This window comes from Mesorhizobium sp. WSM1386 (assembly GCF_055901595.1).
Map to the genome: position 1 here is coordinate 6554594 of NZ_CM148373.1, position 26261 is coordinate 6580854.

The following is a 26261-nucleotide window of genomic DNA, read 5'->3' on the forward strand; positions in this document are numbered from 1 at the left end:
GGCCGGGCTATGTTTAGCCCCACTCCAGGATCAGATTTTCAATCCCGAACAGTTGGCCGCCATGGGTGATGGGTGCTGTTCCCTCCTTGATCCGAAAGGGCGGCAGGCGCGCCAGCCACTCCTCCAGGCCAATGACAATCTCGCGGCGGGCAAGATGTGAGCCAAGGCAACGGTGGGGACCATAGCCAAAGGCGGCGTGGCGGATGCCTTCTCGGGTCAGATCAATGGTGTTGGGAGATTCGAATTCGGCCGGGTCACGATTTGCAATCATGGTGGCACAGGAAACAAAGTCCCCCTTGCGGATCGGCGCGCCTTCGAAGTCGATATCTCTTCGTGCCACGCGGATTAGATGGACGGTCGGAAAGGCGCGCAGCAGTTCTTCGGCTGCGCGCACGATCCGGTCCGGTTCTTTTCGGAGCAATTCCTGATCTTCCACATTTCGCGCGAGATAGGCCAAGTCAAAGCCTATGGCTGTAGCGACCGTGTCGAGCCCGGCCACCAAAACCAGCACGCCAATGCCACGGACCTCCTGGTCTGTCAGCCCGCGGCCCTCGACCTGCGCCTGCACAATGAAGCTCATGAAATCGTCCACGGGCTTTTTGCGGCGCATCGCCGCCAGCTCGTCTATGAACGCTACAATCGTCCTCGCCGCCGCCGGCCTTCTCACATCATCGCCGTGGAGCAGATCTCTCGCCCAGGCAACGAACGTCTCAAGACGGTGCTCCGGCAGTCCGATGAAGCGAAGGAAGATGCTGACCGCGAAAGGAAAGGCGAAATCCTTCATGACATCGCAGCTTGTGCCCGACGAGGCGCTCCTCGTGATAAGAGCTATCGCTCGGTCGCGGATGGCGGGCTCCAGTTCCGTTACACGCTTAGGCGAAAAGAGCGGATTGAGCAAAGAGCGAAAGACTGCATGGGAAGGGGGATCGAGTTCGAGCGGGATCGTCGGCCAATCTTCGCCCAGTGCGGATGCGAAGACGTTGCGATGACTGGAAAAGTTTTCGGTCTCCTGCAGCACCCGGCGCTGATCTGCGGCGCGAGTGATGACCCAAGCACCGTGCCCGGTACGCGTGTTCCAGGGCGAATAAAAGATTCGCGGTCCGGCATGCACGCAAGCGATCGCTGCGTGCGGGTCGCCGTTGGGCTCCGGAGACATGCCTGGCGAGGAAAAGAGGCTGAAGTCGCCTACCATTTCCGGCGGGACATGATCTGGAACTGGGTTGGTCGCCATTTGGTTCTCCTGAGTTCAGGCGTTTACGCTCGGTTGAGATCGCAAGGCTGTTCGCCATCGCTGGGCTCCGCAACGCACCGCCCGACACGCCTCCGATGACAAAATCGAGCAAGTTGCGTGCCGAGCAGGCGCACCATCGGCACCCCACTCATTCTGCGTTGCGGAGGTCCTATGAGGCTACCATTTGGTGGGCATCAGACATTCTTGTCCGTTCCAGACACGACAGGATGGCGCATGAAGATCGACGGGGAGCCTAGTGACCGGGCCCAGTCGATCGAGGTCACCTGCCACTCCGGACGCAGCTCGGCGGCAGAAAAGCCGCTCGCCGCGCGCCCCCCACAAGCGCCGTAGCGAGCGAGCGGCTTTGCGTCGTCGTCGACACTTGCTCGATAACTCGGATTGCTGAGACCAATCCGAGGGAGGCTCGAGGACCGACCTCGAGACGCACATTGCTGGCTGAGGTCAAATCAATAGGGCAGCCCGTCAGGCTCGCGACGCTATTTCCCAGCTACAGCGGTCGGGCCGCGCATAAGCATCCGGACGCTAGACTAAGACTAGCTGTTCGAGTTCGGCATCAGCCGCCGGGCCCCCTGCTGCTGATAGAAAATTCGAGGATGCCTTTGTGGAGGCCGTCCTCTGGAAATTTGACTCAGCCGCCAATCGACTTCACCTGGACCAATTCCTGCCGCCGCTGCCGTACATGACGGGCACCCGAAAAATTGACTGACACATACCCGCCGGCGGCCAGCGGACACGTTTGCCTGCATTGAGCAGCTTTACCGCGGGGTTCGGGTTGGGGCTCACCGCAACGGCAGCGATGGCGGCGATTCTCGCCAAACGCGGAAACGCTCGTGGGAATGGAGCCTGTGCCTCGAGGCGATCCGCGGCGGACCCCAATCGCAGCTGTGCCCTGGTTGGCGTTCGCGGCACAGCGATGGCAGCAAAGTCCAAAGTAGCGGCCCGCACACCGCGCGAGAACGGAAATCAAGACGCATCGGTGTTGCCTCAAGCAGCGGTCGAACGGGGAATGCGCGGGAGGTTCTCGGCTAGTAACCTCCAGTCGTCGCGCTCGGGTGCGCCTTCCTCGCGCATCCCAAAGAACTGGATGATCATCTTGCCGTCAGCGCCATAGGCCTCAAGTGACGTGAGGTGGCCATCCCGGGTCGGCTTGCGCACGGCCCAAACCTCGCGGATGTGGTGGGTCCTGAGATGCAGGCGGAAGGTCTTGTCGAGCACATTGATCCACGACCCGATCTGCTTGATCGTCTTGATTGGGCCGGAATGGATCTGGATGCAGCCACGATTGCCGACGAAGCACATGATGGGCATCTCGTCTTCGGCCGCACGATGGAACATGGAGCCAAGCGCAGCATGGTCGAGCAGCCAGGCGTAGTCCTCGCCGACCATGCGCACCGCCTGGCGGCGGCTGAGATTGAGCGCCTTCAGCATGCCAAAGAACTGGTGCACGTCGGTCAGCTGACTCCAGTGCTCGCGCAGGTCATCGACCGTAGCGGCTGGGTTCGGAATCTTTGCGTCGTTGTCGGCCGACCACGTTTCAACCGAGATGATCGGCTCCTGGTTGGAGGATTGGAGCTCGTCTATCAGTTTTCGATAGGCATGGAGGTTTGAGGACGGTCTCAGATATACCTTGTGCACTGCCTCGCCTGCCGCGTCGAAGAACAGCAGCCCGCGGCGGACTTCCTCGGCTTCGCGTGTCTCCACGGCAAAGCTATGCGTCCACACCTTCGGGAAGATGCGCAAATCAATGTCATTGCCGAGCACCATCGCGCGATGGTTGCCGGTGAACACCTTGTCGTAGATGCCTATCTTCTCGTGCATGGCACTGTCATTGCGAGTCAGCGCCATCACCTCGCCGACCGCCTCGAGACCGGTAAGCACATCATTGACGCGCGGCTCGATACGCAGCGCGCCAAAACCGCAATGTGCCGCGTAGAGCTCCGCTTCCGAAATGCCCAGTTTGCCGGCGAGATCGCGGCCGCGGATGGTGGGACAGTCTTTGCGTGCACGCCGGATTGTCTCCGGCGAAGGTTTCTGGCGCTGGTGCATGTTTTAACCCTGCGTTGCGCATAGTGTCGGTGTTGAGAGACTTCTCAAAAGGCGTACCAATTCCTGGAATCATCCCGGAAACCTCGCCTGCATGCAGTTCGACGAGGAACTCGGGTCCATGCAGGTGTGGCGGAACCGACAAATCCGACAATACGCGTCGATGCTCGACGTATATGCGGCAATTCCGAAAGCGGACTCCTGGGCGTGTTGGGGATGTCCGCTGTTCGAAAACGGCTTTTCCCATTGGCACGGTCCATGCACGGTAATCCGCAATTCGTCCGCATCGAGGAGAAACGAGCCATGATCACGCTCACCGACAAGGCCGTTGCCGCCGTCAAGACCGCTCTGTCCGCCGCTAGCGAGCCCGCAGACGGCTTTCGCATCATGGTTGAGGCCGGCGGCTGCTCCGGCTTCAAATATTCATTGGGCCTTGAGAGCGTCCCGCGCGAGGGCGACGCCATTGTCGAGACAGATGGGATCAAGGTGTTTGTTGACGCCGACTCCCAACCGCATGTCGCTGGCATGGCCGTCGACTTCATCACGGGTCTCGAATCCTCCGGCTTTGTTTTCGACAATCCTAACGCTCGGGAAAAGTGCTCCTGCGGCAAGTCATTCGGCTGATCGTCGAAGAAGGAGAGAGGGCGCCTTCGGTGAGCTTGGCGGTGGCCCTGGTCCCGGGCCTGCGTTCAATCTGTGGAGACTTGCGCAGACTCTGGATCGCACTCTCAACGGCGCAGGCTCGATGCGACCAGGCCGCGTTTAACGGCATTCCGCTCGATTGGAGACCACCGATGACAGTTGTCTATCTCGACAACAACGCAACGACCCGGGTCGATCCCGCGGTCGTTGAAGCGATGTTGCCGTTCCTTACCGATCAATTCGGCAACCCTTCGTCGGCGCACCGTTTTGGCGCATTTGCCGGCGCTGCGTTGGCAAAGGCGCGCCGTCAGTTGCAGGCGCTGATCGGCGCGCAGTTCGATGATGAGATCACCTTCACCTCGGGTGGAACGGAAAGCGACAATGCGGCCATTCTTTCGGCGCTCGAGGTGATGCCGGACCGAACCGAGATCGTGACTTCCGCTGTCGAACATCCGGCTGTGCTGACCCTGTGCGCTCATCTTGAGGAGACGCGGCGCGCTAAGGTGCACAGGATCCCGGTGGACCGCCATGGCCGGCTGAACGTCGACGCTTACCGGGCCGCGCTTACCCCAAACGTGGCGGTCGTCTCGATCATGTGGGCCAACAACGAGAGTGGTACGATCTTCCCCGTCGCCAAGTTCGCCGAATTGGCCAAGGAAGTCGGCGCTCTTTTCCACACTGATGCCGTGCAGGCAGTCGGCAAGCTCCCGATCGACCTGAAGTCAACCGCTATCGACATGCTGTCGCTCTCCGGCCACAAATTTCATGGGCCAAAAGGGATAGGCGCACTTTTCGTCAAGCGCGGCGTGCCGTTCCACGCTCTGATCAAGGGCGGTCACCAAGAGAGCGACCGGCGTGCGGGCACCGAAAATGCGCCCGGCATAATCGGGCTCGGCATGGCCGCCGAACTTGCCTTGAAATTCATGGATGACGAGACCCCGCGGATAAAATGGCTCCGCGACCGACTGGAGACCGGGCTTCTCCAGCGTGTCCCAAACAGCTTCGTCAACGGCGATCCCCTGGAGCGTTTGCCGAACACCGCAAACATCGCCTTCGAACGTATTGAAGGCCAGGGAATCCTGCATCTCCTGGACCGCGAGGGTATCATCTGTTCCTCGGGGTCCGCCTGCACATCGGGCTGTGCGGAGTCCAGCCATGTCCTGGGGGCAATGGAAATGCCACATGGGGCGGTCCGCTTCTCTTTCGCGCGTGAGAACGGACAAGAAGACGTGGACCGGGTGCTCGAGGTCTTGCCTTCGATCGTGGAGAAGCTGCGCCACGCCCACAGTTCCGGGTCGAATAGAAGCCGCGCATAGGCTCTCCAATGCGTTCCAGGTCTCAGCGGCAGAAGAACCGGCGTCCATTCGTGAGCAGCCGGGTGTTCTCAAGGATGCCACCCTGCGCGGGGTCGAGCAGGCACCGCGTTGCCTCGAGGTTGGCGGAAAGCTTGCAACCGCCCTGCTTGCGGCAGCCGGCTTGCCTGGATGGAGATCGGCACGCGATCATGGGGACTGACAGGTTCGAAGCAATTTGCGCCGTGGTCGCACGGAGTGTCTCGGTGCGGCCCAGGGCATCGTGTCAGATGACCTCCGCACGATCTCCATGTGTCGTTCGAGAGCGGCGTCTGCGGCTTTCAATTTGTCGTCCATCGGATATGTGCAGCTGCCCACCAGGCGGGCTCAGGGAAGCAGCGCTACAGCTCATCGAGCAGATGGTCGGGCGCGCGGCCGCCAGCGGCTCTCAAGGGTCCGGCCTCTCCTGTCACTGGTGCTCGCGCCAGACCTCGGTCGAGCCGAGCGCCAGGCGCCGGATAACAGTCGAGTCGACGAGGCGATTGCCAGCGCGTTCGTCATCAAACTGCGGATACGGGGCTTTCTTCGGGGCTTCATGTCCAACGTGCGACGAACGCACCAGAACCACCGTTTCGGACAAGGGAGAATGCAATGAATTGTTCCGCTGACAACAGTCCCATCGACGTCACCAACATCCTCGAGCGCCTGAAAGGCTTGTCATCCGCCGAGGAGTTCTTCGCTGTCCTTGGCGTCACGTATGATCCGATGGTGCTCAATGTCTCACGGCTGCATATCCTCAAGCGTGTGGGCCAATACCTTGCCGATGAAGACTTCTCCGGCCTGCCCGACCAGGTGATTGCCGCGCGCGTGCGCGCCATGCTGCAACGCGCCTACGAGGAGTTCGCGGCTTCCTCGCCGCTCGCGCAGCGGGTTTTTAAGGTGCTCAAAGACCATGATCCGGACAAACCTCACACGCCAGGCCGCACATTCGTTCCGTTCGACTCGGTCCTGAAGCGGTTCGGCGAATAAGCCACATAGTTGCGACGCGACAATGTCGACAAGCCGACAATTCGGACGTCGAAACCGGAGGCTTCAGAAATGATCAATGGAATTACAAGGCACGGGCGCCCGCAAAACGCCTGGCACGAATGATGCAAACAAGAACGCGCACCGCCAGCCCGCATCGGGATAACGCAGAGAACGCCAATGCATATCGTCGTCAGCATCAAGCAGGTGCCGGACTCAGCACAGATACGGGTCCATCCGGTGACGAACACCATCATGCGCCAGGGTGTGCCGACCATCATCAACCCTTACGATCTGTTCGCCCTTGAAGAAGCACTCAGGCTACGCGACGCCTATGGTGGGGAGGTCACCGTGCTGACCATGGGTCCACCTATGGCCGAGGACTCCCTGCGCAAGGCGCTCGGCTATGGCGCCGATCGCGCGGTGCTTTTGACCGACCGCTACTTTGCCGGTTCCGACACGCTGGCCACCTCCTTTGCTCTTTCCCAGGCAATCGCGAAGATCGGGGAGACGTTCGGCACGCCGGACGTGGTCTTCACGGGCAAACAGACGATCGACGGCGACACCGCCCAAGTCGGACCCGGCATCGCCAAGCGTCTCGATCTGCTCCAACTCACCTATGTCGCGAAAATCGCCTCCATTGATCTTGCTGCAGGCGAGATCACGGTCGAGCGCCGCTGCGAGGGCGGCACCCAGAAGCTGAAGAGCAGGCTGCCATGCCTCATCACCATGCTGGAAGGCACAAACGAGATGCGCCGGGGCTCGATCGAAGACGCGCTTTGCGCCGCGCGCAGCCAGATTGTGAAATGGAGCGCGGCCGAGGCCGGCATTGAAGATCTCACCAAATGCGGCTTGCGTGGCTCGCCGACGGTCGTCAAACGCGTTTTTGCCCCTAGCGCCCGGTCGGAAAAGGCCGCGCAAATTGAGACCGCGGAGAAGACGCTGCGCAATGTCGCCGACGAACTGATCGGTGCAATCTTCACCCGCCAGCCGGCGCTGGAACCGGAACTCGCCTTCGAGGGCGCGTGACGGCAAGGAGCAGACCATATGTCGAGCACGAACTCAGACGCCCCTCGCCAGCCCCCCGGCCGTGCCGGGATGAAGAAAGAGCTTCCCGAGCGCTTCAGGGACTATCGGCATGTCTGGGTTTTCATCGAGCTCGAACGCGGCCATGTCCACCCCGTATCCTTCGAGCTGCTGGGCGAGGGCCGCAAGCTGGCGGACGAACTTGGCGTCCAGCTCGCGGGTGCTGTGCTCGGACCCCCGGGAGATCCCACCCAGAAGGCAGTCGCCGAGGCCTTCGCCTATGGCGCCGATCTCGTCTACCTCGTTGAGGCGCCGCTGCTCGCCGACTATCGCAATGAGCCTTTCACCAAGGCGATGACGGATCTGGTTGATACTTACAAACCCGAGATCCTGCTTCTGGGCGCAACCACGCTCGGCAGGGATCTCGCCGGGTCCGTCGCAACCACCTTGCTGACAGGGCTAACCGCCGACTGCACCGAACTCGACGTGGATGCTGACGGTTCGCTCGCCGCGACCCGCCCGACTTTTGGCGGTTCCTTGCTATGCACGATCTACACGCTCAATTACAGGCCGCAGATGGCGACGGTGCGACCGAGGGTCATGCCCATGCCGCAGCGGACCGACAGAGCGATCGGGCGTGTCATCCCGCACAAGCTGTCGCTCGCCGAGGACGACATCGTCACCAAGGTGCTGGGATTCCTTCCGGATAGCCAGTCGGGCATCGCCAATCTCGCCTATGCGGACGTGGTTGTTGCGGGAGGGCTAGGTCTCGGCGGAGCGGAGAACTTGCAGCTTATAAAGAGTCTCGCGCGCGTGATAGGCGCCGAATTCGGCTGTTCGCGGCCGCTGGTTCAAAAGGGCTGGATGTCGGCCGATCGGCAGATCGGCCAAACAGGCAAGACAATCCGGCCAAAGCTTTACATAGCGGCCGGCATTTCCGGCGCCATCCAGCACCGCGTTGGAGTTGAGGGAGCCGATCTTATCGTGGCCATCAACACCGACCCGAACGCGCCGATTTTCGATTTCGCTCACCTCGGGATCGTCACCGACGCGGTGCGCTTCCTGCCGGCTTTAATCGAGGCCTTCACCCGGCGGCTGTCACCGCACAGTCGCGACAAGCTTGCGAGCTAAGGCGATGCAGATGATCAAGGAAGAGTTCGACGCCATTGTCATCGGCGCCGGAATGGCCGGGAACGCAGCCGCCTACACTATGGCAAGCAACGGCTTGAATGTGCTCCAGTTGGAGCGAGGTGAATATCCGGGTTCTAAGAATGTCCAGGGTGCTATCATGTACGCGAACATGTTGGAGAAGATCATTCCCGATTTCCGCGATGATGCACCTCTCGAGCGGCACCTGGTTGAACAGCGGCTATGGGTTATGGACGACACCTCCCACACCGGAATTCACTACCGGTCTGACGATTTTAACGAGGTGAAGCCCAATCGCTATACGATCATCCGTGCCCAGTTTGATAAATGGTTTTCGCGCAGGGTGCGGGAGGCCGGTGCGACCGTTTTGTGCGAGACCACGGTGACGGACCTCGTGCGTGACATCAAGGGCAAGGTGATCGGCGTCCGCACGGATCGGGCTGGCGGAGTGATCTACGCGGACGTGGTTGTTCTTGCAGAGGGTGTCTGCGGTCTGCTTGGCACACGGGGCGGCCTGCGCAAGATGCTGAAGCCGCAATCCGTTGCGCTCGCAGTCAAGGAAATGCATTTCCTGCCCGAAGAGGTCATTGAGCAGCGGTTCGGCGTGAAAGGGGGTGAAGGCTGTGTGATTGAGGCAGTCGGCACGATATCCCACGGCATGGCCGGGCTCGGGTTCCTCTACACCAACAAGGAATCGATCTCACTGGGCATCGGCTGCCTCGTCTCGGATTTCGCCGCCAAGAGGGAGAGCCCGTACGACCTTCTCGACGCATTCAAAAACCACCCTTCGGTCCGGCCGCTGATTGCCGGTTCGGAGGTGAAAGAATATGCGGCGCATCTCATTCCCGAAGGCGGCTACAAGGCTATTCCGCAGCTCTTTGGCGACGGCTGGGTGGTTGTCGGCGATGCCGCGCAATTGAACAACGCCGTTCACCGCGAGGGCTCCAACCTTGCCATGACCTCGGGCCGCATGGCGGCGGAGGCTATCATCCAGGTCAAGAGACGCAACGATCCTATGACCAAGCGCAACCTCGCCCTTTACAAGGCAATGCTGGACAAATCATTCGTGATCAAAGACCTGCGGAAATACAAAGACATGCCGGCTTTGCTCCACACGAACGCCTCCAATTTCTTCACGACATACCCCGGGTTGATGTCGCAAGCTGCGCAGAATTTCATGCGTGTCGACGGCACGCCAAAGATCGAGAAGGAAAAGGCGACCACGGCAGCTTTCATCAAGGCGCGCTCGCGCTGGGGGCTGATCAGCGACGCGGTTCGCTTGGCATTGGCGTGGCGGTGAGGCACTGACGACATGACGAACCCGGTGACGAAATTACGTGTCGAAGACAAGCTTTACCAGAACCGTTATTTAGTGGACCCCGGCCGTCCGCATATAAAGGTGCGACCGCACGAGCAACCGAGCGCAAGTCTGCTCGCACTGACCCACGTCTGTCCCGCGAAATGCTATGAGCTGAACGACAAAGGTCAGGTCGAAATAACCGCGGATGGCTGCATGGAGTGCGGCACCTGCCGCGTTTTGTGCGAGGCCGGCGGCGAGATCGAATGGAACTATCCGCGTGGTGGCTTTGGCGTGCTCTTCAAGTTCGGATGATCGGCCTTGGCACCGGCTCAGTGCAACTGTGCAGTCCCGAAGTTATGACAAAGCGCAATCTTGCCGGCACCATCGCGCCCAGTGCGGAGGGAGTGAACGTCCTGAACTGATGAAAAGGCGCTTGGGAGGAGCACCCTGACCACAACCGCTGAGGTCTTTCCATGGCTCACATATCCCCGGATCGGGTCAACGAAGCACGACGTCGAGACACCTTCCGCAAACCCGCCAGTGAGGGGAACGAAGCAGATGACTGGCACAGGGGAATCTATGAGGTCTCGAAGGCGCTGATGGCTCCCGCTCGGCTGGAGGTTACGCTCACCAACGTGGTGAGCACTCTCCCGTCCTTCCTCCAACTGCGTTATGGAGCAATCTTTGTCCTCGGCTCTGAAGGTGAGCCGGAGATCGCTGCGAGTGCAGACAGCGCAGGCACTCACCCCATCATACCAAAGGCCGCAATAAATCAAATCCTCGCAACGGGCACGCGGCTCGTCATCGCGGACCTCAGGACGTCCGAGTTTTTTCAGAGCGACCTTCAAACTCGTCCTGGCGTCAATCCCCTCCCGATGGCCTTTATCGGCGTCCCGGTTAAGGCCGAGGACAGGGTCCTTGGGACGTTGTCGATCGTAAGAGACAACGACTACGGGTCCCGCTACGATGAGGACATCTGCTTCCTGACGATGGTTGCCGACCTCGTTGGCCGGGCTATTCGCCTGCATCGCGCCTTGACTGCCGATCGTGAGCGGCGCGTCGATGAGCACTGGCCTGCGGAGAATTCGTCCAACGAGGACCGGACCGACCCCGTCGCGCACGCGGCTGTCAAGATGGATGGGATCATCGGGGAGAGCCCCGCACTCAAGCAGGTGCTCAAAACCGTCTCCATTGTAGCAAGGACGAATTCCACCGTGCTTCTGAGAGGCGAAAGCGGCACCGGCAAGGAGTTTTTTGCGCAAGCCATTCACAAGCTCTCGCGCCGGCGGACGAAGTCTTTCGTCAAGTTGAACTGCGCCGCACTGTCGGAAAGCGTTCTGGAGTCGGAGCTTTTCGGACATGAAAAAGGTGCCTTCACAGGGGCAATTTCCCAGCGCGCCGGCCGTTTTGAACTGGCAAACGGGGGAACGCTGCTGCTGGACGAAATCGGCGAGATCTCGCCTGCCTTCCAAGCCAAGCTGTTGCGCGTCTTGCAGGAAGGCGAACTGGAGCGTGTCGGCGGTAGCAAGACGCTGCAGGTCGACGTGCGACTCATATGCGCCACCAACAGGGATCTCGAGTCGGCTGTCGTAAACGGGGATTTCAGGGCCGACCTCTATTTTCGCATCAATGTGGTGCCAATCATCCTGCCTCCGCTCAGGGAGCGACCGGGGGACATTCCTCGCCTTGCGAACGCCTTCCTCAAACGATTCAACAAGGAGAACCATCTCGAACTCGCCCTCGCGCCGTCGGCGCTCGAGTTTATCTCGCAATGCTACTTCCCTGGTAACGTCCGCGAATTGGAGAACTGCGTACAAAGGACGGCCACTTTAGCGCCCTCGAGGACAATCACTGCATCGGATTTTGCCTGCAACAATAACCAATGCCTGTCTTGGCTCCTTTGGAAAAGAGCTGATCCTTTGCACAGCGGCAATCTCGGCAACCAGCGCTTTCGAAGCACTATGATGCCCGGCGGATTGGCGTTGCCGGGCGGGCGTTTCGGCGCCCCGCAGGACAACGTGCGACCCCATACTGCCGACCCTGCAAAGGAGGATTCCGCTCTCCCCCCAATAGGCCCGCGCCTGACGGAACGCGACCGGCTGATCGACGCGATGGAGAAGGTCGGCTGGGTTCAGGCCAAGGCCGCCCGTGTCCTCGGCGTCACGCCGCGACAAGTCGGATACGCTTTGCGCCGACACGGCATCGAGGTGAAGAAATTTTAGCATTCTCATGACGTGACGAACGAGAACACTGCGACAGCTGCGCGAACTGTGTCGGAGCCCAGGCCGAAGTTGCGCGAGCGTGTGATGCTGTCACACCCCCTTCATCATCTGCCTTTTCCGGCGTCTTGCCGATCGCAGAAAGGAGTTCCCCACCCTCCTGAATCGGAACCCTTCAGACCCAGTTGAGCAGTGCCAACTTCACCACGGACGAATGCGCCTGGCCGAGGGCCGGCTGAGCGGTCGACGCGCGTGATCGCCCTAGGCACAGCTGCCGACCGTCTTCCGACGAGGATGTTGTCTTTCTTGAACTGATTGTCCGGCCGCAGTCGTCTTCCTCACGTTCTAAGTGTGCCCCTGTTAGAAGTCCGACAAGCTATGTCGGAGCAACTCCATGATATCCGACGGCGAAGCCAATTGGGTGAGCTAGCGCCACCTTTTCAGTTGGCATCGCTCTTGCGCTTCGAACGGCGACATTAACCAGTAACGGAGCCGTTCAATGGCCGCACCGGCTACTTCAGTTGAGAGCCTGACCGGCGCGAGGGTCTCGGACCAGTTGCTGGTGAGCGCCAAGTCGGGTGGCTGCGCATCTTCCTCCTGCGGAGCGTCGACAGGGCTGGACGATGTCGATCCCGCCATCTGGGGCAAGATCAAGGACCACCCGTGCTTTTCAGAAGAGGCGCACCACTATTTCGCGCGTATGCACGTCGCTGTCGCTCCGGCCTGCAATGTCCAGTGTAACTACTGCAATCGCAAATATGACTGCGCCAACGAAAGCCGGCCCGGGGTTGTCTCGGAAAGACTGACGCCCGATCAGGCAGTCCACAAGGCGATCGCGGTCGCCAATGAGGTGCCGCAGCTTTCGGTGCTTGGCATCGCCGGGCCGGGTGATGCCTGCTACGACTGGGAGAAGACGAAGGCCACGTTCGAACGCGTAGTCAGGGAAATCCCCGACCTCAGGCTTTGCGTCTCCACGAACGGGCTCGCGCTGCCGGACCATGTCGACGAGCTTGCCGACATGAATGTCGATCACGTGACGATCACAATCAACATGGTCGATCCGGAAATCGGTGCGAAAATCTATCCCTGGATCTTTTACGGTCACCGCCGCTATTGCGGCGTCGAAGGCGCCAGAATCCTGCACGAGCGGCAGATGCTCGGGTTGGAGATGCTCAGCGCACGCGGCATCCTCACCAAAATCAATTCGGTCATGATACCCGGAGTGAATGACCAGCACCTGATTGAGGTGAACAAGTGGGTCAAGCAGCGCGGCGCGTTCCTCCATAACATCATGCCTCTGATCTCGGACCCGGCGCACGGCACCCACTATGGGTTGACTGGGCAGCGTGGCCCAAATGCAATGGAGATGAAGGCTCTTCAGGATCGTCTCGAAGGCGGCGCCAAGTTGATGCGCCACTGCCGGCAGTGCCGGGCAGATGCCGTCGGCCTGCTGGGTGAGGATCGTGGCCAGGAATTCACGCTCGACCACATCCCCGGTGAGCTCACCTACGATGCCAGCAAACGCGAAGCCTACCGTGGGTTGGTCGCGGACGAGCGCCGCGATCACCTGGCGGCCAGGAGCGAAGCGATCGGAGTGGTGAAGACATCGAGTTCCGGAAAGTCCCTTCTCATCGGGGTGGCGACTAAGGGCGGCGGTCGCGTCAACGAACACTTCGGCCATGCCAAGGAATTCCAGATGTATGAAGCCTCGGCGCGGGGGATCAACTTTGTCGGTCACCGCAAGGTTGAGCAGTATTGCCTCGGGGGTTGGGGCGAGAACGCCACTCTCGACGGGGTCATCGCCGCGCTGAAAGGCGTAGACTTCGTGCTTTGCGTCAAAATCGGAGACTGCCCCAAGGATCAGCTCGCGGCCGCCGGTATCCGAGCAACCGACGCTTACGGCCATGACTACATCGAAACGGCAATCGGCGTGATTTACGCCGCCGAGTTCGGCGTCCCGGCACGCGCGGCAACGGCCTGACCTATCTCATCTACTCGAATCAGGAGTCAAAATGGCTTTCAAGATCATCGCATCCCAATGCACACAATGCGGCGCCTGCGAATTCGAGTGTCCCTCGGGTGCGATCAAGTTCAAAGGCGAGAGCTACGTGGTCGAGCTGCAGAAGTGCACCGAATGCGAGGGAGCTTTCGACACGCAGCAATGTGCTTCGGTGTGTCCTGTGCCGAAGACCTGCGTTCCTGCCTGAGTCCACTGGTTACCCGCACAACTGGCTGCTCCGGGGCAATGCCTGCGCGCCTCATCAATGACAGTAGCCAAAGAGAACCAAGGATCCGCCATGTGGCTCGCACGCGAACAGGAGGTGGAAGTCCGCAGACCTCCTCAATTTCAGCCGGGAGAGCGGGTTCGTGCGACTCGTCACGTTAGGAATGACGGCACCTATCCTGGCAGGGAGATCGGCGAAAATCTCGTGCGCAAGGGCGAAGAGGGTTATGTGCGCGACGTCGGCACTTTTCTCCAGCAGTTCTTCATCTACGCAGTCGAATGGATCGACCGCGGGACGGTCGTGGGCATGCGAGCGCGTGAATTGATGAGCCTCGACAAACCCGACCCTCTCTTCAACGCCGAAGAAAACGCCAAACAAGGAACGGCCGGATGAAAGTAATGATCCGCAGGACCGATTCGGGATTGTCGGCGTATGTCCCCAAAAAGGACCTCGAAGAGCCGATCATCAAATTCGAGAACCAAGGCCTCTGGGGCGGGGTCGTAACGCTCAGGAACGGGTGGCGGCTCCTCCTACCCGATCTTCCGCCACATACGCGCCTGCCAATCACCGTCGAGGCAAGGAAGCTTCCCGGCGAGGACTGATGCTACCCCTCGATGAGAGGATCAAGAGGAAAAGAGCATGAACACGATCCCGACCTCCGGCCACCTCGTCGTCGTGCGGGACAGTTTCGCCCGAAAGCTGCTTGAGCTGGCTAGACAAGCGCTCGTCTCGGATCAGGTAATCCCATATCTCGGTCCGGGTCTCCTCCGGCTAAGCTCAGGGGAGTCGCCTGTACCGTGTACCCCGGAGGCCGTCGCCGCCGCACTCAATACGCGGGCGCCGGCCCCCTCGAAGATCCGCACCAACATGTGGTCCGTCGCGCAATTCATCGAGCAGCGCCGGCATCGCCGCACACTTCAAGCCTGGATGACAGATATATTCGCGGGGCCGGCGACGCCGACCCTCCTCCACAACTGGCTCGCAAAGCTCCCGCTCTCCCTCATCATCGACAGCTGGTACGAAGGCGCCATGAGGGCGGCGCTGGCTGAGGCCGGGCGAACCGACGTCGCCGAGATACAAGGCGTCACGCGGGCGAACGAAGTTCGCGACGTCTGGACCAGAACCTACGACTTGTTCGGAAGGGAGCTTGAGGCCGGAGCAGCGACAGAGACGGTTCTCTATGCGCCTCACGGCAGTATCAGGCCGGCCGGAAATTTCCTCATCGCCGATTCCGATTATGTCGAAGCCCTGACTGAGATCGATATCCAGACGCCCATTCCTCACGTGGTCAAGGAACGACGTGTCCACCGAGGGTTTTTCTTCGTTGGCTGCCGCTTCAACGATCAAATGCTGCGCACTTACGCCAGGCAGATCATGAAGCGCTCGGGAGGCCCCCGTTACGCGATCATGGATGGTCAAACGCTGACAAGAAACGAAGCCCGTTTCCTGGCGGCAAGCGGAATCACGGTGATCGACATGCCAGCGAGCGAAGCCGTCGCACAACTCGCCGGATCAGCGTCTTGAGCCGACGGCCGCCAGGATCACCTTGGAAGGCGTCTTTGGTGTGAGTCGACCGGCTCGGTTCCGAAGGCACAAAATTCAGTCGGGGACATTCTGTGGGCACTACCCTTCTCAAATCTTCCGCGCATGTGAAAGCGGCCGGGTGGGGTCGGGGCTTAAACATACTACTGCGCATTACGCGCATCAATTTGAGGCACCCGTGGCAGGTCGCACTTGCTATCGGTTCGACCATCATAGCCGTGGTCCTGCAGTTGCTAATTCCGTGGCTTCTCGGCCGGGCTGTCGACCAGACCCAGGTGGCAATCGGGAGGGATCTCACGGGGAAAGCTGCAGAACAAACGCTCTGGATTCTGGCTCTCCTGCTGCTGGTAGCGAGTTTGCTGCGCGGCCTTTTCACGATGGCGCAAAACTATTTTGCCGAAGCCGTCGGGCATCACGCCGCGTACGAACTGCGACTGGCTTGTTATGAGAAAGTCCAGCGCCTGAGCTTTTCCTTTCACGACCGGGTGCATTCAGCCGACCTGATCACTCTCGGCATTCTCGATCTCGACGGCGTGCGCATGTATTTTTCCACCGCTCTGGTTCGGTTGCTTATGCTCATCATGCTGATCGGGATCGGCGCCTGCATGATGATTTCTACCGACCCGGTGCTCGGTCTCATCGCCCTGAGCTTCATGCCTTTCGTGGCCTGGCGGTCGTCGGTCACACAGCTCAAGCTACGTGCCATCTGGCTGGATCTGCAGGAGCGGCTTTCCGTCTTGGGGCGCGTGATGGAGGAAAATCTCGCAGGCATCCGCGTTGTCCGGGCGTTTTCGGCGCAAGCCTATGAAATGGTAAAGTTCGACCGCGCCTCGAAAAATGCGCTCAAACTCGCCCACGAGCAGGTTAACGTTTACGTGACCAATACGTCGGCAATGACCCTGGCCTTCTTTTTCGCCATGGGGTTGGTCCTCTGGATCGGTTGCAACAAGCTCATCGCCGGCCAGATCAGCGTTGGAACTCTCACGATGTTCCTGACGTTCATGACCATACTGCAAATGCCCGTCCGCCAGATCGGGCTGATGGTGAACGGCTTCGCCCGCGCTTACACTTGCGGTTCGCGCGTCTTCGGTCTGCTCGACCAGGACACCACGATAAGGGATGCTTCCGGTGCAAGACCACTCGAAATCGGCGAAGGCACCCTGCAGTTCGACAATGTCTCGTTTGCATATCCCGGCGCCGAAAACCGCGTTATTCTGAAGAACATCACGTTTAGCGCCCATAGGGGCGAGACGATCGCGATAGTGGGTCCGCCGGGTTCGGGAAAATCGACAATCGCTCACTTAATTCCTCGCTTTTATGACGTCACTGGCGGCACCATCATGCTTGACGGGCAGGACGTCCGCGGGGTGACCTTGGCTACGCTTCGCAAGGCGGTCGCCATCGTACAGCAGGATGCATACCTGTTCACCACCACGATCGAGAACAACATCGCTTATGGCGACCCCTGGGCGAACGAACAGCGGATTGAACACGCCAGCGAAGCCGCCCAGTTGCACAATTACATCCTTGGCCTGCCCGCGGGCTACAAGACGGTCGTTGGCGAACGTGGTGGATCTCTCTCTGGTGGGCAGCGTCAGCGTCTCACCATAGCTCGCACGATGATGTTGCGCCCCTCAATCGTCGTTTTCGACGACTCAACGGCCGCGATCGACGCCGCCACAGAGCAGCGCATCCGGGCGGCGATAGGGCATTTCGCCAAAGATAGGGTGACAATCATTATCGCGCACCGGCTGAGTTCCCTCAAGCACGCCAGCCGGATCCTGTTTGTCGACAACGGCGAGATCGTGGAACGCGGCACTCATCAAGAGCTTTTGGCCAAGCGAGGACGCTATAGGGCCCTTTATGAACTTCAGTTGCGCCCTGGACATGACTTTGCGGCCACGTTTGGAGGTGCGCCCTGATGGCCAAGCAGCACGCCGACGAGCTCAAAATCGAACCGAATGATAGCGGTAGGCGTCCTCCGCGCGCGGTCGTCGGGTCCCCTCGCATCGAGGAGGAGATCTTTGGCCGAGCTTTCGACAAGAACATCATTCGCCGCATATGGGCCTTCGTTCATCCCTACCGGACCATGGCGGGCGTCTCACTTGCCGCATTGCTAATTTTCACTGGCACGCAGCTTCTCATCCCGCTGATCATCCGCTACGCCATCGACCACGCCATAACCCCGGCAGGCGCTGATGCCTCCGCCCTGCTTGAGGCCGCAGTCGCGTTTGCGCTTGCCATTCTGGTTAATTTCGGCGCGGCGTACGCGCAGGAAACCGTGGTAGGGAAAATGGCCGAGAACGTCCTTTTCGGCATCCGCCGCGCCATGTTTGCCCATCTGCAGAAGGTATCGCTCTCCTTCATGGACAAGACCGAGGTAGGACGCCTGATGTCTCGCCTTCAGGGCGACGTCAACTCTATCCACGAATTTCTCGAAAACTCGGTCTACTCCGTAGGCGACATTGCGCTTCTCTTCGGCATCATTTTCGTAATGCTGTCGGTCAACTTCAGCCTCGGCTTTCTGACGCTTTCGGTCTTGCCGGCCCTGTTGATTATTCGAATCGTGTGGCTGCCGCGTGCTCGCGAAGCCTTCATGGCTGCGCAGGAGACCAATTCAGTCGTCAACGGCGCATTGGCCGAAGCGATTCAGGGCGTGCGCACCGTCCAGTCCATGGACCGCCAGTGCGTAAACTTCGTATTGTATGACGAAAAGGCACGTGCCGACCTCAGGACTCACCTGACTGCTGCCAGGTATGCACAGGTCATGGTCCCGATCGTCGATGGCCTCACCGGTCTCGCCATGGCGGTCGTTATTGTGGTCGGCGGCTCCATGATTATGAATGGCCGCATCGGTGTAGGCGTATTGGTGGCATACATATTCTATATTCAACGCTTCTTTGATCCAATTCGCTCCCTTACCCTGCAGTATTCGGTCATGCAGCGCGCGATGGCCTCCGGCAAGCGCCTGATCGATGTGCTCGACGTCAAGGTCGAAGTCCAGGACAAGCCAGATGCGAGGGTCCTTTCGCCGGAAATTGACTGCTCGGTCGAGTTCAGGAACGTTACGTTCGGCTACGAGCCCAACCATCCGGTGCTGAAAAACGTCTCCTTCCGGGTCAATCCCGGCGAGACGGTCGCATTAGTCGGACCGACCGGCTCTGGCAAATCGAGCGCGATGGCCCTCGTCCACCGTTTCTATGATGCTCAGCAAGGCCAAGTGATGGTCGGCGGACATGATGTGCGCGATCTCACACAGGAATCCCTCGGCAACCAGATCGCCATGGTGCTGCAGGAGCCGTTTCTGTTTACCGGGACGATCTTCGAGAACATCCGCTACCACAAGACGGAAGCTACACGGGACAAAGTGATCGAGGCGGCCAAGGTAGTCGGAGCCCACGATTTCATCATGAGCCTTCCCGGCAGGTATGAAACTCAACTCGGCGAACGCGGCGGCAATCTTTCTCTCGGCCAGCGCCAGCTTGTCAGTTTCGCCCGCGCTCTCGTCGCCGACGCCAAGATCCTTGTTCTAGACGAGGCCACCGCCAGCATCGACAGCTACACGGAAATGGTGATCCAAAAGGCTCTCCGAAAGCTCCTCGAAGGCCGGACTGCACTTGTCATCGCCCACCGTCTCGCCACAATCCGTGGTGCCGATCGCATCATCGTGCTTCAGAATGGCCAGCTTCTCGAGAGCGGCAACCATGGCAAGCTGATGGCGAGGGGCGGGCTCTATTCCAAACTCTACGATCTGAACTACTCGTCGTTCGACGACATTCCCGAAGAGGATGTCGATCCTACCGGACACACCGCCTCTAGTACCTGATGCTCCTTGCGAGCCATATCCAGCCGTCCACTCGTCTGAGGGGCACCTAGCTGCGCCTCGAGCGAGACCGAAGCATTTCTCACCAGGCGATGTCATTGCTTCGATGCCTGCATCAGAGACTTTTTTGGCTCATCCCGTCGCGGTGTTTCCAGTAATTCGCGGACAGCCTTTGCGCTTTAGCCGAACGGCGCATGAAACCTGACCATCACTGGCCAGACCGGAACGGGCTGGCCTCGCCTCGGCCACCCGGCCCGGTTCGAGAAAATTGCCCTGGGCCGTGTGCAACAGGTTCTGGTCCCAGGAGTCCTCCGTCTCCTGGAGGCTCTCGTCAGCCCGTTCATCGATCGCGGGTCCTCGCTAAAGCGAATATAGAATATGGCGCACTTTGTTGACCGCACTCGTAGGTACTCTTCGACATGCACTCATCAGACGAGCAAGAACGTCTCGAATTGTTCCATTTCATGCCGGGGGGTGCCAATGCTTTTTACGCTTGTACCCGATGCGAGTCGACGGGAAGAAGGCCTCATGATGGGTCGGCCAGCTCCCATCAATCTCGCAGCGCTGACAAGTCGACCAAAGACGCCCATACCGATTCGACGTGATCTGGATCAGCGACACGAGGACCAGAAACAGCCCAGATCGACGTGCAATGGTTCACGACACCAGACGTTCAGGTGCGGAGCTCCGGACGGCCTTGCGCCGCGCCGGTGGCGGTGCGAAATAGAGCCCCTGCACCGGCAGCGGGCGTGAGCGGAGATAGCGCAAGACCACCCTCCCCATGAACCTCAGAAAAGCCCCGCGCGTGGCGCGTATTGCTACCGACCATGAGCCGCCTCATGATTATTCCGCCTTGAGCATCCGGCAGATCGACAAGGGTGTGGAGATGATGCTGCACGAAGTCATCGCCAAGCTGGCAAACACCACCAGGAACGCGCAGCAGTTAGAAGACAGAAACATCGACTTGTGTCGCTCTCGCGAGTTGCCCACTCCCATGACAAGCCCGATATTGGTCAGGCGGTCTGCCCGCGAGGTTAGGCAATATAGCGGCGAGATCGGATGCACGCCCAGCCCGGCGTGACGAGCCGTTTCAGCCAGCACCGCTTCGCCTGATCTCGACAATTCGTTGAACCAAATGACGAGATGCAGTCCAGCTTCCCCTTTCAATGGTGATGCGATCGCCGAAACGCCGCTGCAACGAGCTCAGCAATGCCTGCCGGCGGCCCGACCTCCTCCAGGGCACGCGCGAGATCACAGGCAGGACATATGGATCAATCTCATCTTGCTTCACCGCCAAGTCGCCAAGGGCACATTGGTGATGGCGACCTGCGTTCTCCTCCTGAGCTTGCATTCAATCATTCACTCACATCGGGTCAACTCCGACGAGCCCTCAGAGCACTATAAACTACGAGTGAGCTCGTTGCGGTTCAGGAGGCCGTCCCGGTGGATATCAAGCCTAGAGAAGGGCTTTTTCGCGGATACATATGGCGGCCGTTCTCTCCATTGATGAAGGCTAGAATCGGTTTTCACGCTTTTTTTTACTCACAGCCATTCAGTTCCAGGGTGATTGAGAATTCATTGGAGGACGCCCCTTGCAACGGCAGCTGCCGCGCCGGACCGTTATTTGCGCTCCGCTGGGGGTTTAACTCAGGGAAGCGCGCCCTTGAACGCAAACCCTCGCAAAGCGCCTCGGCGAGCTTGGTAACGAAGCCTGGAGGCGGGGCGGTGGTCGGCGAAATTACAGCTTTGGCATCGCCGGCCTTGGCTGGCAGCGCTGTGGTGAGCAGTACGCACAGCACCGGCGCGAGCGACGAGCGAAGATAAAAATCAGGGAGCATCGGCGTTACCTCATGCGGCTGTGGGGATTGGGATACGCGGCAGGCTCTCGGTTAAAAACGCCGGTCGCTGCGCTCGCCTTAGCCTGCGCGGCGAGCACTGAATAACTGGATGATTATGCTTCGTCGGGGCCATACGCTTCAAACGACGCCCACAGGGCCGTCCGACGTTGGTTTGCGCACGGCCCAGAGCTCGCGGTCGTGTTGTCTTGAGATGCAGATGGAAGTTCGGGTCAAGCACATTGGTTCGAGGCCCGATGCGCTTGGGGGTTCAACATCTTGAACACGTCGAAAAATGGATGAGGATCGCGCAGCCGAATCCGATGCTCGCGCAGGTTCTCGACCGTGGCCGCTTGGACGGCAATCCTTGCCACTCTCCTTTTCGCTCTGCTTGAGCCAAACCTTGGGGAAAATCCGCAATTCGATGCCGTCGCCGAGCATCATGGCACGCTGGTTGGCTGTCGCTACCCTGTCGTAAACGCCGACTTTCCAGTGCACTGCATTGCCATTATGGGTTTGCGCCATGGCCTCGCCTACCGCTTCGAGGCGGTCAACAAACGTGGACACGCGGCTAGAGATCCCGGTATTCGCCATTCTGTTTTGATAACGGAAAACGATTTGGCTAGGACTTGGCATGTTGGTTTGCTCCCTCGGGGCATCGATTTGGACAGGGTGTCAGGCAGCTGCTTTTCCTGCCTAAGGTACGCAACAAAAGTCGTGCCAGACGAGCTCGAGCAATCGCAAAGAGCATCTTGAGCAGGCTATTCAAGGTCTGCAGCGGCAAAGCAAGCACTCGCCCAAAACGCCTTGCGTCGCTCATCTGACAAATCTAACAGGACGTGTCGGTAACACGACGTTCTTCACGCAACGGCTACCAGGTCAGAGCGATTGCGAGATGCCACACTGTATATGGATGGAAGACGATTTCGCCGGTCTGGCCGATCCGGCGATCACCTAACGGATGCATGCTACGCTGGAACGCGCATACGGAGACTTCGTTATGTCGTCGCCCCTGACGCGACGGTGTTTAAGGTGCTTAGGGGAAACCCGAGGTGCTGGGCCGCGCCAGAGCTTTCAGACGCATGAGCCTTAACCACCGGGTGCCGGTTCTTCGGCATATAGCCCAGTAAGGTTTTTGAAGAGCCGGTTGTCAAACTCGACAATTAAGATTCGTGGGGTGGGGACAGGACGGCTCTGCGCAACCTAGGCTAAGTAGATCCGGGGATCACGTCTCGGGGCGAGCCCTAGCCTCAGAGGAGCGAGCCGCTTTTCGGCGAAACTGTCCTGAGCGACCATCAGGTGGTTCATGCTCGTTCACCCTCCGCGAGCCTTGTCACGCAACCACGGTTTTCCTGTAGGTGCAGCCGCGGCCTGCTCATCTCACAGACCGGCAAAGCGGATGCTGGCCTGTGCTAAAATGTCGTGGCTTTGATGGTGAGCTGTAGCTAGCGCATTCTTGGCCTGAGACCACACCGATGAGCAGCAATGCTGTTGGGGTCGGCTGGCTTTCCTTACAGGCCGGAATCCGGTGCCGCGGCACTCAACGAGCGAGCGCTTTGTGGAAGGGAAATGGGCTGGCTGATGGAAGCCTATGAGTTCATATGTTCTCCGGCAGGTAGATGTCAAACGGCAGTATTGTCTGTCCGGGTGTATTCGAAGCTCCAGTCTCGATCGCCCTGGCCATCAACGTCACCAGCTCCTCACAAAGCCGGCGCAGTGGTGTACCAACCGCCATCGTTATGATGTTGTCTTTGAGCGCCGCCCTTGATTCATGTGTGATTTCATTAACAATGGCCACGAGGTTCTGGTCTGTGCCCTCCTCGCGGAGCGCCAAGATGGCGCCTTCCATACCACCGCCGGCTACATACAAGCCAACGAGCTCAGGTTGCCGCTGCACTAGGTTCAGCGTCTTCTCGTATGTGATCTCCCGCTTGTCGAGATTTACAAGTGTTTCGAGCACCTCGAACCCGGGAGCATTCTCACGAAAATAGGAGCGAAAGCCGAGTTCGCGGCGCTTCTGCCCCAGGAACCGGTGGCTGCCGACCATTACCGCCACTTTGCCAGGTCGCTTTGCGGCCCTGGACAATATCCAAGCAGCCGTTCGCCCGACTTTGCGATTGTTGAGGCCGACGTAGCCCTCGCGCACGCCGGCCGCAAAGTCGGAAAGTAGCGAGAAAACCGGGATGCCCCTCGCCTTGAGCTCCTCGACCGCCGCTGTTATTTTCGGGTGGTCCGGCGCAACCATGGCGAGAGCATGGCAGCGTCCGCCAAAGTCCTTCAAGAGACTGACGGTTTCTTCTGGCATGTTCGACGAGGTATATTCGATGCGTGCAAGGCCATGGAAGGACTGGGCCAAACTGACCGCCGATTCGACTTCGCGCGCGAAATCTTGATAGAAGAGGTGGTTGGGTTTTCTCAAAACGAACCCCAGCCGATATTGCGGCAGATGATGTTGGAGGCGTTGTTTGATCAGACCGGTGCCATGATACCCGATGGCGAGGGCCGCGTCGTAAACGCGACGCGCAGTTTCCTCCCGGACCGGCTGGCGAGCATTGAGAACCCGATCGACTGTAGTCACACTCACTCTGGCTTCTCGGGCGAGATCGGCAATTGTGGGACGCTTTTCCATGTTCCAATTCTATCTTCACAGAGTAGATGCTTGCCCAGCGCTGCAGGGCCTGCGCTGCACGAGAGCGAATACGCGAACAGCGCGCCTGCTGCGTTTCACCCCCGAGAAGTTAGGCCTCTGATTCTCAGGCTGCGGAATGTTCTTTGGAGCTTGATTGTTGAAATGCCCGATGAAAATTTCCCGTTGAATTAGCCGGCGCACAGCGGATCTGCTTGGCGCCGGCTCTATGTTTTAATGGACGAGCCAGGGCTGTCGGAGCACATCCCCAACACCAGTAGCAGCTCTCGCGTGAGTAGCGGAGGAAGAAAATAGAGAATCCGTTAATGCACGACTGCTCCAACAATGGATGTTCACAACTCGGTTTTCAAGCTCGATGCCATTCTGATGAAAGCCGCACCGATCCTCCAGGTGGACGGAGGCGTCGGCGATCTGGTCAAAAGCCCATGTTTAAGAGCGGCAGGTCAGCCGGCTGTTCGGATAGATTGACGGCGGGCTTAAAAGGTTGCTTGGAGGCCCAATTGAGGGCTACCGGCAATATCTGTGGACCGACCGATGCCGCGGGCGCGGCGTTGGGATGGTTCGTCGCTGTCGGCGTGAACGCGGACGGACCGGTGCGAGGCGCTGGTATGGGATTGGTACGTCCGAGGCCGAGCTGATCTGGACGGAGCTCCTGGGCAACACGTCGCGGCCTGCGCGACGTCAAGCTGTGTCTCCGCTACCCATGAAGGCATTAACGCACAGATGCCCTCCAGATGTGCACGGGGTGTGGCACCACTCTGGTCTTAACAGCATGTAGGATCTGGTGTTCCGGGGTCGAACATTCCGGAGCTCGGTCGCGCAGCTGGCCGAAATTGCCAGGTCGGATGATTTCCGGTTGAACGATAGCAGCCAATTTGCCGAGGTTCACCTCTACGCTGCCATTACAAAGCAGCTCACACCATTGCCGAGCCGGCGTGGGAAAAGGCGGCACCCTCACATGTTGAAAACGCTCGCCTTAGATAGTGCGCCTCAATATGCCATGTCGGATCAGATCGAGGCTGGCGGCAAATGGACCTGCGAAGTCATCAAGCGCATGGACTTCTTCGACAAGCTCAACTGAGAAGGGTCCTGAATAGCCGCCGTCAAGCAGGGCCTGGATTTGACTGCCATTATCAAAACCTCCTAGGAGGCGATCCGGGTAGATCCAGAACGTCGGATCGTTTACCGCTGATATGTGCACCAGACCTGTCAGGTCGGAGAAGAAGAATGTCTCCCCGGCCAGCGTGTGGTGAAACGTGTTGTGCACGATGCGGAAAACAGACCGGGAATCAACAGCGGCAATGGCCTTGGCCGCTTCTTGCTTCGATCGAAGCGAGGAAGTCTGGAAGCCCAGCGGTTCGATGAGTCCGATCAGACCCCGCGCCTCAAGGATCGGCTTGAGCGCCTTCAAGGCGGCGCGAAGATTGTCCTGGCGCTTATCGTTGGCAGGGCACGAGCCGTCGTTGACCGGCATTAGCATGAGCGCCTTGGCTCCACAGGCCGCCGCATAATCGGCCAGTTTGCACGCCTCGGTCTTGCGGGCGGGAGTCCAGTCATTGAAGCGCTGTAAGGCATTGACGGAGATAATCGTAACGCCCGCTTCGATGGCGGCAGAGCTGATCTCGGCTGTCGACATGCCGCGAGCACTTGCGTTGGTGCAGAGATCACGCCGGATTTGAACCTCGGTCAAACCGAGCTCGCGGGCGAGCGCGAAGAACGACATGACGCCCAGTCCGGGCGCCGCCATTTGGTCGAGTGCAAAGCTGAGTGGTGCCTGGCGCATGGCGTCGCTTTCCTTCTATGAAGTCCGGCCGTCGTTCCGACTGACAGGCTTGTTCTGTGGGTTCATTCATGAGCCGAAATGATCGGCATGCCGGGGCAAGTCAATTGAACTTGCCCCGGTTCTGTTCACACTATTTTTCGTCCATTTATCAGAAGCTTAGGCTAACGGGGCCGTGGCGCCGGCTGAAACATGATAGCACCGGCGCAGGGCTTAACGCTGCCAGCTTCCCACAGATAAACGGGCCTCGATGGGAGCTGCCCACGGGCCGATCATTATGTAGCAGGGCGCTAGGATAGGGCGAGGCCCACGCCGAGCGCGACCGCGCCGCCGAATATTAGGAACTCCTTGCGTTGCAAGTCACATACTGGCGGTCTGGCTTGCTGCAAACAGCCAGTTTAGAGCGATTTATGTGGTCCAGCATCGAAAAAGGGCATGGTCCCCGGAAATCACGACTGAA

The 26261-nt window shown here is 59.4% G+C and carries 23 protein-coding genes and 1 pseudogene; 17 read left to right on the top strand and 7 right to left on the bottom strand.

Features of this window, described 5'->3' with window-relative positions; all coding sequences use genetic code 11:
* Positions 1 to 13: 13 nt before the first annotated feature.
* Together AC0NIH_RS31905 and AC0NIH_RS31910 are read right to left on the bottom strand one after the other, a co-directional pair.
* Positions 14 to 1231 (bottom strand): cytochrome P450, encoded by a 1218-nt coding sequence (locus AC0NIH_RS31905; protein ID WP_473467610.1) that lies wholly within the window; start codon positions 1229 to 1231, stop codon positions 14 to 16.
* Positions 1232 to 2236: 1005 nt separating this feature from the next.
* Positions 2237 to 3298 carry a hemin-degrading factor gene (locus AC0NIH_RS31910; protein WP_473467608.1) on the bottom strand — a complete coding sequence of 354 codons (1062 nt, stop codon included), beginning with the start codon at positions 3296 to 3298 and terminating at the stop codon, positions 2237 to 2239.
* 300 nt (positions 3299 to 3598) lie between these two features.
* Between AC0NIH_RS31910 and AC0NIH_RS31915 the strand changes: the two genes are divergently transcribed.
* Positions 3599 to 3919, top strand: a complete 321-nt coding sequence (locus AC0NIH_RS31915) for a HesB/IscA family protein (protein WP_473467606.1) — start codon at positions 3599 to 3601, stop codon at positions 3917 to 3919.
* Between the two features lie 170 nt (positions 3920 to 4089).
* On the top strand, positions 4090 to 5253 hold the full coding sequence (gene nifS, locus AC0NIH_RS31920) for a cysteine desulfurase NifS (protein WP_473467603.1): 1164 nt from the start codon (positions 4090 to 4092) through the stop codon (positions 5251 to 5253).
* Positions 5254 to 5698: 445 nt separating this feature from the next.
* Here the strand turns inward: nifS and AC0NIH_RS31925 are convergent, their stop codons facing one another.
* Positions 5699 to 5869 (bottom strand): hypothetical protein, encoded by a 171-nt coding sequence (locus tag AC0NIH_RS31925; protein ID WP_473467601.1) that lies wholly within the window; start codon positions 5867 to 5869, stop codon positions 5699 to 5701.
* 11 nt (positions 5870 to 5880) lie between these two features.
* On the opposite strand from AC0NIH_RS31925, the gene nifW reads away from it, so the two are divergent.
* The 14 genes from nifW to AC0NIH_RS31995 all read left to right on the top strand — a co-directional run bounded on the left by nifW (position 5881) and on the right by AC0NIH_RS31995 (position 20620).
* Positions 5881 to 6258: a nitrogenase stabilizing/protective protein NifW gene (gene nifW / locus AC0NIH_RS31930; RefSeq protein ID WP_473467598.1), complete on the top strand. Its 378-nt coding sequence runs from the start codon at positions 5881 to 5883 to the stop codon at positions 6256 to 6258.
* 177 nt (positions 6259 to 6435) lie between these two features.
* On the top strand, positions 6436 to 7284 hold the full coding sequence (locus tag AC0NIH_RS31935; protein ID WP_473467596.1) for an electron transfer flavoprotein subunit beta/FixA family protein: 849 nt from the start codon (positions 6436 to 6438) through the stop codon (positions 7282 to 7284).
* 18 nt (positions 7285 to 7302) lie between these two features.
* The gene (locus AC0NIH_RS31940; protein ID WP_473467594.1) at positions 7303 to 8412 is read left to right on the top strand and encodes an electron transfer flavoprotein subunit alpha/FixB family protein; all 1110 of its coding nucleotides are present in this window, start codon (positions 7303 to 7305) and stop codon (positions 8410 to 8412) included.
* A gap of 10 nt (positions 8413 to 8422) precedes the next feature.
* A complete protein-coding gene (locus tag AC0NIH_RS31945) occupies positions 8423 to 9730 on the top strand; it encodes an FAD-binding protein (RefSeq protein ID WP_473467592.1) in 1308 nt (435 codons plus the stop codon).
* 12 nt (positions 9731 to 9742) lie between these two features.
* Positions 9743 to 10042, top strand: a complete 300-nt coding sequence (locus AC0NIH_RS31950; protein WP_473467589.1) for a ferredoxin family protein — start codon at positions 9743 to 9745, stop codon at positions 10040 to 10042.
* A 161-nt stretch (positions 10043 to 10203) separates the two neighbouring features.
* Complete coding sequence (gene nifA, locus AC0NIH_RS31955; protein WP_473467586.1) at positions 10204 to 11952, top strand: nif-specific transcriptional activator NifA; 1749 nt, start codon at positions 10204 to 10206, stop codon at positions 11950 to 11952.
* Positions 11953 to 12448: 496 nt separating this feature from the next.
* Complete coding sequence (gene nifB, locus AC0NIH_RS31960; protein WP_473467584.1) at positions 12449 to 13930, top strand: nitrogenase cofactor biosynthesis protein NifB; 1482 nt, start codon at positions 12449 to 12451, stop codon at positions 13928 to 13930.
* A 31-nt stretch (positions 13931 to 13961) separates the two neighbouring features.
* Entirely contained in the window at positions 13962 to 14156 is a 195-nt protein-coding gene (locus AC0NIH_RS31965; protein WP_008878193.1) for a 4Fe-4S dicluster domain-containing protein, read from the top strand.
* A gap of 90 nt (positions 14157 to 14246) precedes the next feature.
* Positions 14247 to 14567, top strand: coding sequence for a nitrogen fixation protein NifZ (locus AC0NIH_RS31970; protein WP_473467582.1), 321 nt, complete (start codon positions 14247 to 14249; stop codon positions 14565 to 14567).
* On the top strand, positions 14564 to 14776 hold the full coding sequence (gene nifT / locus AC0NIH_RS31975) for a putative nitrogen fixation protein NifT (RefSeq protein ID WP_473467580.1): 213 nt from the start codon (positions 14564 to 14566) through the stop codon (positions 14774 to 14776). Before AC0NIH_RS31970 ends, nifT begins: the two co-directional genes overlap by 4 nt.
* A 37-nt stretch (positions 14777 to 14813) precedes the next feature.
* Positions 14814 to 15698, top strand: coding sequence for an SIR2 family NAD-dependent protein deacylase (locus AC0NIH_RS31980; RefSeq protein WP_473467578.1), 885 nt, complete (start codon positions 14814 to 14816; stop codon positions 15696 to 15698).
* Positions 15699 to 15790: 92 nt separating this feature from the next.
* Positions 15791 to 17638 (top strand): ABC transporter ATP-binding protein, encoded by a 1848-nt coding sequence (locus AC0NIH_RS31985; protein WP_473467576.1) that lies wholly within the window; start codon positions 15791 to 15793, stop codon positions 17636 to 17638.
* On the top strand, positions 17638 to 19542 hold the full coding sequence (locus AC0NIH_RS31990; protein ID WP_473467574.1) for an ABC transporter ATP-binding protein: 1905 nt from the start codon (positions 17638 to 17640) through the stop codon (positions 19540 to 19542). Before AC0NIH_RS31985 ends, AC0NIH_RS31990 begins: the two co-directional genes overlap by 1 nt.
* Positions 19543 to 20320: 778 nt before the next feature.
* Positions 20321 to 20620 carry a hypothetical protein gene (locus AC0NIH_RS31995; RefSeq protein ID WP_473467572.1) on the top strand — a complete coding sequence of 100 codons (300 nt, stop codon included), beginning with the start codon at positions 20321 to 20323 and terminating at the stop codon, positions 20618 to 20620.
* 457 nt (positions 20621 to 21077) lie between these two features.
* On the opposite strand, the gene AC0NIH_RS32000 is transcribed toward AC0NIH_RS31995, so the two are convergent.
* The 3 genes from AC0NIH_RS32000 to AC0NIH_RS32010 all read right to left on the bottom strand — a co-directional run bounded on the left by AC0NIH_RS32000 (position 21078) and on the right by AC0NIH_RS32010 (position 24003).
* Entirely contained in the window at positions 21078 to 21377 is a 300-nt protein-coding gene (locus AC0NIH_RS32000) for a hypothetical protein (protein ID WP_473467571.1), read from the bottom strand.
* Between the two features lie 138 nt (positions 21378 to 21515).
* Entirely contained in the window at positions 21516 to 22010 is a 495-nt protein-coding gene (locus AC0NIH_RS32005) for a ChuX/HutX family heme-like substrate-binding protein (RefSeq protein ID WP_473467569.1), read from the bottom strand.
* Positions 22011 to 22971: 961 nt separating this feature from the next.
* On the bottom strand, positions 22972 to 24003 hold the full coding sequence (locus AC0NIH_RS32010) for a LacI family DNA-binding transcriptional regulator (RefSeq protein ID WP_473467567.1): 1032 nt from the start codon (positions 24001 to 24003) through the stop codon (positions 22972 to 22974).
* Between the two features lie 481 nt (positions 24004 to 24484).
* Between AC0NIH_RS32010 and AC0NIH_RS32015 the strand changes: the two are divergent.
* Positions 24485 to 24741 (top strand): annotated as a pseudogene (locus AC0NIH_RS32015) (transposase); the annotation flags it as partial.
* A gap of 256 nt (positions 24742 to 24997) precedes the next feature.
* On the opposite strand, the gene AC0NIH_RS32020 reads toward AC0NIH_RS32015, so the two are convergent.
* Complete coding sequence (locus AC0NIH_RS32020; RefSeq protein ID WP_473467565.1) at positions 24998 to 25804, bottom strand: TIM barrel protein; 807 nt, start codon at positions 25802 to 25804, stop codon at positions 24998 to 25000.
* Positions 25805 to 26261: the final 457 nt, after the last annotated feature.

Bases quoted from the DNA above. Each gene is read 5' to 3' on its own strand.
- AC0NIH_RS31910 (WP_473467608.1), bottom strand. From the start codon at position 3,298: ATGCACCAGCGCCAGAAACCTTCGCCGGAGACAATCCGGCGTGCACGC.
- AC0NIH_RS31995 (WP_473467572.1), top strand. From the start codon at position 20,321: ATGAACCTCAGAAAAGCCCCGCGCGTGGCGCGTATTGCTACCGACCAT.
- AC0NIH_RS31945 (WP_473467592.1), top strand. From the start codon at position 8,423: ATGATCAAGGAAGAGTTCGACGCCATTGTCATCGGCGCCGGAATGGCC.
- AC0NIH_RS31905 (WP_473467610.1), bottom strand. From the start codon at position 1,231: ATGGCGACCAACCCAGTTCCAGATCATGTCCCGCCGGAAATGGTAGGC.
- AC0NIH_RS32020 (WP_473467565.1), bottom strand. From the start codon at position 25,804: ATGCGCCAGGCACCACTCAGCTTTGCACTCGACCAAATGGCGGCGCCC.
- AC0NIH_RS31915 (WP_473467606.1), top strand. From the start codon at position 3,599: ATGATCACGCTCACCGACAAGGCCGTTGCCGCCGTCAAGACCGCTCTG.
- AC0NIH_RS31990 (WP_473467574.1), top strand. From the start codon at position 17,638: ATGGCCAAGCAGCACGCCGACGAGCTCAAAATCGAACCGAATGATAGC.
- AC0NIH_RS32005 (WP_473467569.1), bottom strand. From the start codon at position 22,010: ATGCCAAGTCCTAGCCAAATCGTTTTCCGTTATCAAAACAGAATGGCG.
- nifT (WP_473467580.1), top strand. From the start codon at position 14,564: ATGAAAGTAATGATCCGCAGGACCGATTCGGGATTGTCGGCGTATGTC.
- nifB (WP_473467584.1), top strand. From the start codon at position 12,449: ATGGCCGCACCGGCTACTTCAGTTGAGAGCCTGACCGGCGCGAGGGTC.
- nifW (WP_473467598.1), top strand. From the start codon at position 5,881: ATGAATTGTTCCGCTGACAACAGTCCCATCGACGTCACCAACATCCTC.
- AC0NIH_RS31980 (WP_473467578.1), top strand. From the start codon at position 14,814: ATGAACACGATCCCGACCTCCGGCCACCTCGTCGTCGTGCGGGACAGT.
- nifS (WP_473467603.1), top strand. From the start codon at position 4,090: ATGACAGTTGTCTATCTCGACAACAACGCAACGACCCGGGTCGATCCC.
- AC0NIH_RS31935 (WP_473467596.1), top strand. From the start codon at position 6,436: ATGCATATCGTCGTCAGCATCAAGCAGGTGCCGGACTCAGCACAGATA.
- AC0NIH_RS31950 (WP_473467589.1), top strand. From the start codon at position 9,743: ATGACGAACCCGGTGACGAAATTACGTGTCGAAGACAAGCTTTACCAG.
- nifA (WP_473467586.1), top strand. From the start codon at position 10,204: ATGGCTCACATATCCCCGGATCGGGTCAACGAAGCACGACGTCGAGAC.
- AC0NIH_RS31965 (WP_008878193.1), top strand. From the start codon at position 13,962: ATGGCTTTCAAGATCATCGCATCCCAATGCACACAATGCGGCGCCTGC.
- AC0NIH_RS32010 (WP_473467567.1), bottom strand. From the start codon at position 24,003: ATGGAAAAGCGTCCCACAATTGCCGATCTCGCCCGAGAAGCCAGAGTG.
- AC0NIH_RS31940 (WP_473467594.1), top strand. From the start codon at position 7,303: ATGTCGAGCACGAACTCAGACGCCCCTCGCCAGCCCCCCGGCCGTGCC.
- AC0NIH_RS31970 (WP_473467582.1), top strand. From the start codon at position 14,247: ATGTGGCTCGCACGCGAACAGGAGGTGGAAGTCCGCAGACCTCCTCAA.
- AC0NIH_RS32000 (WP_473467571.1), bottom strand. From the start codon at position 21,377: ATGCTCCCTGATTTTTATCTTCGCTCGTCGCTCGCGCCGGTGCTGTGC.